This is a genomic window from Xanthomonas sp. SHU 199 (assembly GCF_000364665.1).
GTDB lineage: Bacteria > Pseudomonadota > Gammaproteobacteria > Xanthomonadales > Xanthomonadaceae > Xanthomonas_A > Xanthomonas_A sontii.
Genome location: NZ_AQOI01000521.1, coordinates 1 through 9974 on the forward strand (window position 1 = coordinate 1; position 9974 = coordinate 9974).

Genomic DNA, 9974 nt, shown 5'->3' on the forward strand with positions numbered 1-9974 from the left:
CCCAGGCGCGGATGGCGCTGGTAGTGGTCGACCAGGTACGGCGGCGGCAGGCACAGGCTGAGCGCGCGGTACGACTCCAGCGCGAAATGCGGCGCGAACGCGCGGTAGAACTCGCGTGGGAAGTAGTACCAGGTCCAGATCGTGTGCCCGTTCATGCCCACGGCGGTGGCGCCACGTGCGGCGCGCACGGCGGCACGGCGAACGCGGCCGCGCAGCAGGTAGTGGCCCAGTTCCCACGGGCACAGGCGGCCGATCACCGAGAACACCAGGCGCCCGTCGCGGCGCAGCAGCCGTGCGCAGTGGCGCGCGACGTCGGGCAGATCCGGCGCGCAGTTGAGCGGGCCGAAGTTGGAGTACATGCCGTCGAACTCGCCGTCGAGCAGATCCAGTTGCTGGATGCCGACATGGGCCACGCTGAGCCGGCCGCGCAGACTCGAATCCTGCGCGCGGGCGCGGGTGCGCTCAACCATCTGCGGCGACCAGTCGGTGGCCAGCACGCGGTAGCCGCGCTGGGCGAAGGCGTGCGCATCCAGGCCGGTGCCGCAGCCCAGATCGACCAGGCGCGAGCCGACCGGCAACTGCGTCGCCACCGTGTCCCACAGGGTGGTGCGCATGCGCTGGATCAGCGCGTTGTTGCCGCGCGGGCCGTCGTAATCGGCGGCCACGCTGTCGAAGGCGCGCTGCGTGTCCAGCAACCGCACCGGGTCCAGAGTGGTCGTGTGCGCCGTTGCACCCGCCTTGCCATTCGCTGTCACCTGCACCTCTCCACTGCCCTGCCCTTGTCGGAATCCGCGCGCATCGAGCGCGCGGGACTGCAGGTAGGTGCGGCGGCAGCGCCATTTGGTTGAATCGACGAGCTGCTGTTATGCGGCGGCGACGCTTGCCTCTGTCGGCCGCGCCTGCCGCCGGCGCAGCGCATTGCGCACCACCGCGGCCAGCACGCCGCCGCCGAGCCCGGCCAGCAGCGCCGCCGCCAGCACCAGCACCGGGTTGGGAAACGCCGCGCGCGGCGGCACGTAGGTCTCCCAGGGCGCCGAGGTGTCGTAGGTGTAGCGCGTGCCGAGCCGGCCGAGCAGATCCTCGCGCTCGGCCTTGAGGCCGCGCAGCGTGGTGGTCTTCTCCGACAGCAGCATGTTGCCGAGCAATTGCTGCTCGACGCTGCCGCGGCCTTCGCGCTGCTGCTGCAGGCGGTCGCGCTCGGTCTGGGTGGCGGCGATATCCGCGGCCAGCTCCTGCAGCCGCGCGGTGGCCTGCTGCAGCGGACCGGCCTGGATGCGCCGGTGCAGCGCCTGCAACTGCGCGATGGTGGCCGTGGCCAGTTGTCGCGCCTGCTGCGGCGATTGCGCGCGCAGGGTCAACTGGATCAGGTTGGCGTACGGGTCGGGATCCAGCTTCAGGCTGTCGCGGTACAGCGCGGCCTGGCGGCTGTCCAGGGCCACGCCGGCGCTGTGCAGCACCTGTTCCTGGAACTGCCGGGTCTTGATCCGGTCGATCACCCGCTGGAACGGCTCCAGCTTGGGGTCGCGCCCGGACGGGGTCGGGCCGAACTCGCCGACCTGCACCCAGGCGGTCGCTTGCCACTGGCGGGTCGCGCCGTGCAGGAACAGCGCCGCCAACGCCAATGCCAGCAGCAGCGGCAGCAGGCACCAGCGCCATTCGCGCCGCAGGATCCGCCACAGGTCGAGCAGGTAGATTTCGTCTTGGGGCATGGCGGTGTCGGTCATGGCAGCGGGGATCTCGGGGAAACGTAAGGCAGGGCCACGTCCGCGGCGGGCTCGCGGCGGTTCGGCAGCAAGGCGCTGCAGGCGTGCAGCAGCAGGCACAGCGCGACGAAGCCGGCATTGGTCCAGGTGAACGCCTGCGGCGCGAACGGCGACATCACGCAGGCGTAGGCGATGCGCAGGAACACCAGCAGGTTGAACAGCGCCACGCCGCGTCCGAGCAGGCGCACGCTCCACAGCAGCGCCGCGTACAGCGCCAGCATCGCCGCCAGCGCGGCACCGGGACCGCCGGCCAGCAGGAACGGCAGGAACTCGGTGCCGACATTGATGTTCGGCGCATCCAGCGGGATGCCGGTCCCGGCGGTGGCGATGGAACCGCTGAGCGGCACCAGTTGGTTGATCAGGAAACTGGCGTTGGCGTAGCCCTTGCTGAGCAGCGCGCCGAAGTTGTACGGGCCGGCGCCGATGTACAGCAGCAGCCATTTGATGCCCTGTGGCGCGGCCCGGTACAGCGCGCCGAACGGCAGCGCCACCGAATCCAGCGAGCCGGAACGCAGCGTGCCCAACAGCGAGAATGCGGCGGCGCCGGCGCACAGCAGCGCCAGTACCCGTTTCCACGGCAACGGCCGCGCCGGGTCGCGGCGCAGCAAGAGCAACAGGCCGACGCTGAACACTGCCGCGAACAGGCGGTTGCGGTCGATCACCAGCACCGGGAAGGCGAAGCCGGCCAGCAGCAGCGCGTTGCGCACGCTGCGCTCGCGCACGCACAGCAGGCCGATCGGCGGCAGGATCCAGCACATGTTCGACACATGCCGCACGTGCGCTTGCAGCGGGCTCAGGTCGGCGTAGGCGGAGGGGTTGTGCAGCAACGGGATCGGGAACAGCAGCAGGTCCAGCAGGCAGAACAGCCCCACCGCCGCGGCCAGGCCGAGCGCGACGAAGGCCTCGCGCGTGCCGGCGTACTCGCGCGACCGGAACGCCGCCAGCGGCGGCAGGCGGATGCCGAGCAGCGCATCCAGGCCCAGCATCGCCAGCGCCACGGCAGCCAGCAGTGCGATGCCGGCAAGATAGCCCGGCGGCAGGTCGAAGGTGAGCAGGGTCAGCACGCAGCTCAGCAGCAGCGGCAGGCCGAAATACGCCGACGGCAGGCGCAGCAGGCGGCTCATCCGCGCTGGGCCAGCGTCGGTTGGCCGCCCTGGCGCAGCCGCGCCAACAGCGACAGCCACGCATGCGCCAGCAGGTGTCCGCCCAGCGCCAGCGGGCTGCGCCGCAGGAACGCGATCTTGGCGGCGATGTAGTGCGCCTGCGCGTGCAGCAGGGTGCGGCAGGCCGGATCGAACAAGCGCGCGCGGCGCAACGCCACCTGCCGCGACTCGGCCAGGTTGGCCAGGCGGCTGGGCAGATGCCGGGTGCGGCTGGCGTTGTGGTCGTGCACGCGGTAGGCGCAGACCGCCACGTCCAGGAAGCCCAGGGCGTCGCGCGCGACCAGGCGCAGGAAGAAGTCCCAGTCCTCGATGCGCAGGCCCTCGTCCCATTCGGCGCCCGGCTGCAGCGCGCTGCGCCGGACCAGCGCCACCGCCCCGCTCACCGCCCAGTGCCGGATCACCGCGCGGCGGATGCCGGCCTCGCTCAGGTACAGGCGTTTGTCCACGCCGTGCAGGTCGCGCATGCTGCTCTGGTGCACGGTGCGGCCCTGGGTGTCGACCACGATGGCGTCGCCGATCACCGCGGCCTTGTGCGGATGCGCGCTCAGGTAGGCCACCTGTACGCCCAGCCCGCCGGGCAGCAGATAGTCGTCGCTGGCCCCCAGGCGCAGGAACTCGCCGCGCGCCATCGCCACCAGGTGGTTGAGCGTGGCGGCGATGCCGAGGTTCTCGCGTGGCCAGAAGCGCACGTGCAATCTGTCGCCGTGCTGCGCGATCCACTCGGCGATGCGCTCGGCGGTGCCGTCGCTGGAGCCGTCGTCGACGATCACCAGTTCCTTGTTCGGGTACGGGTCTTCCAGCACGCTGTCCAGGCAGCGCTGCACGAAGCGCGCGTGGTTGTAGGCCGGAATCAGCACCGACACCAGCGGCAGCGTCGTCGGGGTATACGTTGCGTCCATCAGCCCAGTCCTCGCAGGTAGCGGCGCGCCACCAGCATGTTGAACGCCAGGTACAGCGCATAGTTGCAGGCGAACGCGTAGACCGCGCCGATCAGGCCCATGCGCGCGGTGAACAGCACCACCAGGCCGAGGTAGCTGGCGGCGAACAGGCATTCGGAGAGCACGAACAGCCGCGTCATCGCCTTGGCCAGCATCAGGTAGGACAGCACGAAGGAGGCGATCTTGAGCACGTCGCCGAGCAGCTGCGGCGCGTACAGCGACAGCGCGGCGGCGAAATCGGCCGAGAACAGCAGCCGGGTGATCCAGTCGCGGCACAGGTACACCGCCGCTGCGGCGAGGAGCACCGTCGGCAGCACGTAACGGTAGGCACCGCGCAGTTCCTGCCACAGCGCCTGCCGCGTATGCAGCGCCGCCAGCTTGGGCAGGTAGTAGACGTTGATGGCGGTGGTGAAGAACAGCAGATAAGCATCGGACACGCGGCTCACCGCCTGCCAGTAACCGACCTGCTGCCAGCCGAACTGGCCGGCCAGGTGATCGCGCACGCCGATGTTGACCAGCAGCGGCAGCAGCGCCGAGGCCAGGGTCATGACCGAGAAGCCGGCCAGTCGCCGCACCATCGCCGGGTCGAAACGGATGCGCAGCATCTCGCGGCGGAAATACGGGCTGCGTCGCAGCGCCGGCACGCCGGCGCACAGCCAGGCCACCTGCCCCAGCACCAGGCCCAGCAGCGCCCCGGTCAGGCCCATGCCGTGCGCCAGCGCGGCCACCAGCAGCACGCTCAGCACCGCGCCGGCGACCTGGACGAAGGCCAGCCGGCGCACGTCCATGAAACCGTTGACCACCGCCAGGATGTAGTTGGCCAGCGCAATGCCGAGCTGCGCCACCGCCAGCACGCAGATCAGCGGCTGGTACTGCGCATCGCCGAGCAGGCGCTCGGCGATCAGGCGGCTGCACAGCAGCGCGGCCACGCCCATCGCGACCGCAGCGACGCAGGCGTAGCCGAGTGCGCTGCCGAGCAGCCGGGCCAGTGCCGGCGTATCGTCGCGGTACTCGGCCACGTACTTGACCACGCCGGCGCCGATGCCGCCGCCGGCCACCACCGCCAGCAGCGACATCAGGCTGGTGAACTGGCCGAGCCGGGCCACCCCGGCCGGGCCGGCGTACACCGCCACCAGCTTCAGCACCAGCAACGCGGACAGCAGCTTGGCCGCGGTGGCCACGCCGCTGTACACGCCGCTGCGCAGCACGTTCATGCCGCCACACCCCCGAAACGCTGGCAGGCATCGATCACCTGCGCCACCGCCGCAGCGTCCAGCGTCGGGCCGATCGGCAAGCTCAACACCTCGGCGCCCAAGCGCTCGCAAAGCGGCAACTGCAGGGTGGCCAGTTCCGGATAGGCCGGCTGCCGATGCGGCGGCGTCGGATAATGCACCAGGCAGTGCACGCCCTGGGCCTGCAGATGCCGTTGCAGCGCATCGCGCTGCGCGCAGCGCACCACGAACAGGTGCCACGCATGCGCCGCCGGGTCGGCCACCTGCGGCAAGGCGATCTGCGGATGCGCGATGCCGTCGAGGTAGCGCTGGGCGATCGCGCGGCGCGCGGCGATATCGGCGTCCAGGTGGCGCAGCTTGACCCGCAACAGCGCCGCCTGCAGCTCGTCCAGGCGCGAGTTCACGCCCTGCAGCAGATGCCGGTACTTGATGTCCGAGCCGTAGTTGCGCAGTACGCGGAGTTGCGCCGCGAGTTCGGCGTCGTCGGTAGTCACGGCGCCGCCGTCGCCCAACGCGCCCAGGTTCTTGCCGGGGAAGAAGCTGAAGCCGGCGGCATCGCCGAAGCTGCCCGCATGGCGGCCGTCGCGGCGCGCGCCATGCGCCTGCGCGGCGTCCTCGAGCAGCAGCACCCCATGGCGCTCGGCGATGGCACGCAGTGCGGCCATGTCGGCCAGCTGTCCGTACAGGTGGACCGCCAGGATCGCCCTGGTGCGCGGGCCGATCGCCCGCTCCACCTGCGCCGGATCCAGATTGAAGCTGGCCGCCTCCGGCTCCAGCGGCACTGGCCGCAGCCGGTTCTCGCTGATCGCCAGGAAGCTGGCGATGAAGGTGTTGCCCGGCACCAGCACCTCGTCGCTTTCGTGCAGCCGGCCCAGCGCGCGGTAGCCGCGCAGGATCAGGGTCAGCGCGTCCATGCCGTTGCCGACGCCGATGGCGTGGGCCGTGCCGCAGTAGGCGGCGAACTCGCGCTCGAACGCCTCCAGCTCCTCGCCGAGCACATACCAGCCCGAATCGATCACCCGTGCCGCTGCGGCCTTGAGCTCATCGGCATAGCGTGCATTGCTTGCCCGCAGATCCAGGAACGGCACGCTGGCCGGCGGCAGGCTCATTGCAACTCCCAACGGTAGAAATCGTGAACCACCGCGCGCGCGCCGAAGCGCTCCTTCTGCTCGACCAGGCCGGCATTGAGCACCTGGCCGTGCTGCTCGGTGGAAATGCCCAGGCTGAGGAAGTCGCGCTGGGCGTAGACCTGTTCGATCAACTCGGCCAGCAGCAGGCTCAGCGCATCGGCGCGGCGGCCCTGCTCCGAGCAGGCCAGGTATTGGGTGTGGACGACGTGGCCGAAGTCGTACACCAGCGTGCCGGCCAGCAGGTCGCCGCCGTCGCGGACTTCATACGGCACGATCTGCGCCGGGAAGCGCGCGCACAGCAGGCGCAGTTCGTCCAGGCTGTGGGTCGGACGCGCGTCGTGGCGTTGCAGGACCTCGTCCAGCAGCGCATGCAGCGGCGCCGGGTCGTCCACACGCTGCACGTGCAGCCCGGCGCGGCGCGCCTTGGCCACCGAGCGCTTGCGTGCGGCGGCGAAGCGCGGCGGCACGCGCAGCGGCACCGCCGAGGACAGGTCGCGACGGTCAAGACGCGCACCGAACCGATGCAGCGCGTACAGGTCCTCTTCTGCCGGACTGCGGTGGAACAGATGCGGCACCGCCTTGTACAGCAGGGTGCGCACGCCGGCGTCGCGGTAATGCGCCGCGATGCGCTCGAACACCTCCAGCGTGGCCGTCGCGCGCAGCGCGTGGGTCGACACCAGACCGGCATAGCTGAGTCCGGCATGGCTGGTCACCACGTCGCCGTCGCGGTTGGCCGGGAACACCGCCACCGGCGTGCCGGCATCCTCGACCAGCAAGGAGGCATCGACGAAGCGCGCCGCGTGATACTCCATGTAGCCGCGCCGGTGCAGCAGATTGCCGTTGCGCGAGGCATCCACCACGGCATCCCACAGCGGTGCGTCGGCCGCTGTGTGGGCCCTAACCGACAGCATCGTCATCCTCCCAGACGGTGCCAGCGGGCAGCACCGCCTCGGCCACGCCGAAGCCGTCGCGGCCCATGTCGTTGCCGTTGTAGAACAGCAGCAGCCGCGCGTCGTGGCGGATCAGCGCCGGGTAGCACAGCGTGCGCGCATCCCAGCCCTCGGCCGATAGCGGCAGGCCGAGCAACGCGTCGCAGCGCTGCCAGTGGCGGCCGTCGTCGCTGACGGCCATGCCCGGCAGATAGGCGCCAGCGCGGCTGCCGTGGGTGAACAGCATCAGGTAGCGGCCATCGCATCGGTACACTCGCGGGCGGCCGATGCGGTATTCGTCGCCTTGCGGCTGCAGGCAGACGGTGTCCTGCCGCGGGATCGCCTGCAGATCGTCGGTCTCCACGCAGCGGATGTGGTAGCGCGGATACGGCGTGCCGCCGAGCCATTCCCAGTCGTCGCCCACCGCGTACCAGAGCTGCCAGCGGCCAGCGCGATAGCGCGCCGAATGCACCGCAGCGATGGTGCTGCGGCCCGGCGCGCGGTCCAGCAGCGGCGTGTCCTGGCGGCGCTGGAACGTGTCGCCGCCGTCGATGGACACCGCCAGGCCGGTGAAGGCCAGGAACTTGGCCTTCGCCACCTGCTGGAAGCCGACGTAGAACATGTAGAGACCGTCCGGCCCGTGCACCACGTCGCCGAGGATCATGCCGTTGTCGTCGAAACAGCCGTCGCGGCCGATGTCCAGTACGGGGGCTGCGCTAACGCCCAGCACCCGGGTCGGATCGTCGGCGCGCACGTCGACGTAGCCGATGCGACTGACGCCGGCGTCGTCGCGAAAGCCGGCGTAGATGCGCAGACGCTCGGCATCCAGGCGCAGCGGCGTCGGCGTCAGCGCCGAATGCAGCATCCAGCCGCCGACCCCATCGCGTGCGGTATCGAAGACAAGACCACGTTTATGCCAGGCGAACATGTGCCTCACAGGTCCACGTCGAAGCTGGACCTGCCGGCCACCGCCCGCGCCGGCGCACCGACGTAGACGCGTCCCGGCTCGGTGTCGCGGGTCAGCAGCGCGCCGGCGCCGATCACGTTGTCGGCGGCCACGTTGACCCGGTCGCTCAGCGTGGCGTTGACCCCGACGAAGCTGCCCGCGCCGATCTCGCAGTAGCCGGAAATCACCGCATGCGAGGCCACGAACACGTGGTCATGGATCACCGTGCGGTGGCCGACGTGGTTGCCGCTCCACAGGATGCAGTTGGCGCCGATGCGGGTGAACGGCTGCAGCACGTTGTGCTCGAACACGAAGCAGTGCTCGCCCAGTTCCACGTTGCGCCAGACGAAGGCCTGCGAACTGACGTAGCTGGCCATGCGGTAGCCGCGGCGCTTGGCGTCCAGGTAGAAGCGCGTGCGCAACCGGTTGAGGCCGCTGGCGGGAATCGCCACGAACACCTCCACCTGCGACGGCGGATAGCGTTGCTCGAGTTCCTCGTAGGCCACCACCGGCAGGCCGGCCAGGGTCGGCGTGGACAGGTAGTCGCGCTCTACGCTGAAGGCCAGCACGGCGTAGTCGCTGTCGTGGGTGAAGTATTCGCAGGCGATCTGCGCCAGCTCGCCGGCGCCGACGATGACCAGGGGACGTGCCATGGCTTCAGGCCTCCTGCCGGCGCAGGCCCGCGGCTTCGCGCAGGAACTCGTCGTAGTCGAAGATGTAGTCGGTGGGATCGTAGGCCTGGTCGGCGAGCACCATCAGCACGCAGTCCTCGCTGAAGTCGTAGAGATCGCGCCAGACCATGCTGCCGAGCAGCAGGCCCTGCCGCGGATCGTCCAGCACCACCTGCATCGGTCCACTGCCGTCGTCGAGCAGGAACGACACCGAACCGTGCAGCGCCACCGCCAACTGGTTGAGATGGCGGTGCGCATGCTGGCCGCGGTGCACGCCGTTGCGGGTGGCGAACAGGTAGTACACGCGGCGGATGTCGAAAGGCACGTCGCGCTGTTGTTCCAGCGCCACGAGCTGCCCGCGCGCATCGCCGTGCGTCCGCAACTGGATTCGTTCGATTGCCATCAGAGTGCCCGACCGGGCTCCACATCGGAGTGTCCAGGCTGAGTGCCGCGGGTCTGCGGAAAGGTTGCGCGAGGCCGCGCGCCGCGCGACGCAACCTTTCGCCGCAGCGCCGGCACCCATCGACGACCACCGCTACCGCGATGCCCCGCCGGCATCGGGCTGCGCCCCACTTCGTTGCCCCAAGGACACCGCGTACCGCCATGACCTCGCCCACGCTGGCCGCTCCGAAACCACCTGTGTCCCCCGCTACCGCATCGGCCGCCTTGCCGCGGCCGATGGTGTGGCTGCACTGGCTCACCGTGCTGTGCCTGGTGCTGGCGGCGGGGCTGATCCTGCTGCGCGAAGAAGTCGAAGGCCGCATGTGGCGACAGTGGCTGCTGGAAGGCCACCGCCACTTCGGTCTGTTCGTGCTCGGCCTGTTCTGCCTGCGCGTCGTGCTGCGGATGCGCCTGGGCAAGCGCCACGACCCGGAGGCCGGTTCGGCGCTGATGCGCCTGCTGGCCGGCGCCACCCACGTGGTGATGTACGCGCTGCTGCTGACCCTGCCGGTGCTGGGCTGGGCGCTGAGCCAATCGATGGGCAAACCGGTGCATCTGTTCGGCGCGACGCTGCCGGAGCTGGTCGCGCCCGATCCCGATCTCGCCGACACCATGGGCGCCTGGCACGTGGACGCGGCCTGGCTGCTGCTCGGCCTGATCCTGCTGCACATCGGCGCGGCGCTGTGGCACCACCTCGTCCGCCGCGACGCGGTGCTGCAACGGATGCTGCCGTTCCTGCGCCGCCGCTGAGCCGCGTCTCC

11 protein-coding genes are annotated in these 9974 nt (G+C 70.4%); 1 reads left to right on the plus strand and 10 read right to left on the minus strand.

Annotation, left to right across the window (positions count from 1 at the left end):
- The 10 genes from D183_RS24980 to D183_RS0115930 all read right to left on the minus strand — a co-directional run.
- On the minus strand, positions 1-755 hold a 755-nt coding region (locus D183_RS24980), incomplete at its 3' end, for a class I SAM-dependent methyltransferase (RefSeq protein WP_039728072.1).
- Positions 756-863: 108 nt separating this feature from the next.
- Positions 864-1724, minus strand: coding sequence for a Wzz/FepE/Etk N-terminal domain-containing protein (locus tag D183_RS0115890; RefSeq protein ID WP_017909871.1), 861 nt, complete (start codon positions 1722-1724; stop codon positions 864-866).
- Positions 1721-2887 carry a hypothetical protein gene (locus D183_RS0115895; protein ID WP_017909872.1) on the minus strand — a complete coding sequence of 389 codons (1167 nt, stop codon included), beginning with the start codon at positions 2885-2887 and terminating at the stop codon, positions 1721-1723. The genes D183_RS0115890 and D183_RS0115895 overlap by 4 nt, the downstream gene beginning before the upstream one ends.
- Positions 2884-3825, minus strand: a complete 942-nt coding sequence (locus tag D183_RS0115900) for a glycosyltransferase family 2 protein (protein ID WP_017909873.1) — start codon at positions 3823-3825, stop codon at positions 2884-2886. Before D183_RS0115900 ends, D183_RS0115895 begins: the two co-directional genes overlap by 4 nt.
- Positions 3825-5078, minus strand: coding sequence for an O-antigen translocase (locus tag D183_RS0115905; RefSeq protein ID WP_017909874.1), 1254 nt, complete (start codon positions 5076-5078; stop codon positions 3825-3827). Before D183_RS0115905 ends, D183_RS0115900 begins: the two co-directional genes overlap by 1 nt.
- A complete protein-coding gene (locus tag D183_RS0115910) occupies positions 5075-6205 on the minus strand; it encodes a DegT/DnrJ/EryC1/StrS family aminotransferase (RefSeq protein WP_017909875.1) in 1131 nt (376 codons plus the stop codon). Before D183_RS0115910 ends, D183_RS0115905 begins: the two co-directional genes overlap by 4 nt.
- The gene (locus tag D183_RS0115915) at positions 6202-7137 is read right to left on the minus strand and encodes a GNAT family N-acetyltransferase (RefSeq protein ID WP_026144537.1); all 936 of its coding nucleotides are present in this window, start codon (positions 7135-7137) and stop codon (positions 6202-6204) included. Before D183_RS0115915 ends, D183_RS0115910 begins: the two co-directional genes overlap by 4 nt.
- Positions 7124-8083 (minus strand): hypothetical protein, encoded by a 960-nt coding sequence (locus D183_RS0115920; RefSeq protein ID WP_026144538.1) that lies wholly within the window; start codon positions 8081-8083, stop codon positions 7124-7126. The genes D183_RS0115915 and D183_RS0115920 overlap by 14 nt, the downstream gene beginning before the upstream one ends.
- 5 nt (positions 8084-8088) lie before the next feature.
- Positions 8089-8754, minus strand: coding sequence for an acetyltransferase (locus D183_RS0115925; protein ID WP_017909878.1), 666 nt, complete (start codon positions 8752-8754; stop codon positions 8089-8091).
- A 4-nt stretch (positions 8755-8758) separates the two neighbouring features.
- Positions 8759-9175: a sugar 3,4-ketoisomerase gene (locus D183_RS0115930; protein WP_017909879.1), complete on the minus strand. Its 417-nt coding sequence runs from the start codon at positions 9173-9175 to the stop codon at positions 8759-8761.
- Positions 9176-9450: 275 nt separating this feature from the next.
- On the opposite strand from D183_RS0115930, the gene D183_RS0115935 reads away from it, so the two are divergent.
- Positions 9451-9963 carry a cytochrome b/b6 domain-containing protein gene (locus D183_RS0115935; RefSeq protein WP_017909880.1) on the plus strand — a complete coding sequence of 171 codons (513 nt, stop codon included), beginning with the start codon at positions 9451-9453 and terminating at the stop codon, positions 9961-9963.
- Positions 9964-9974 lie beyond the last annotated feature (11 nt).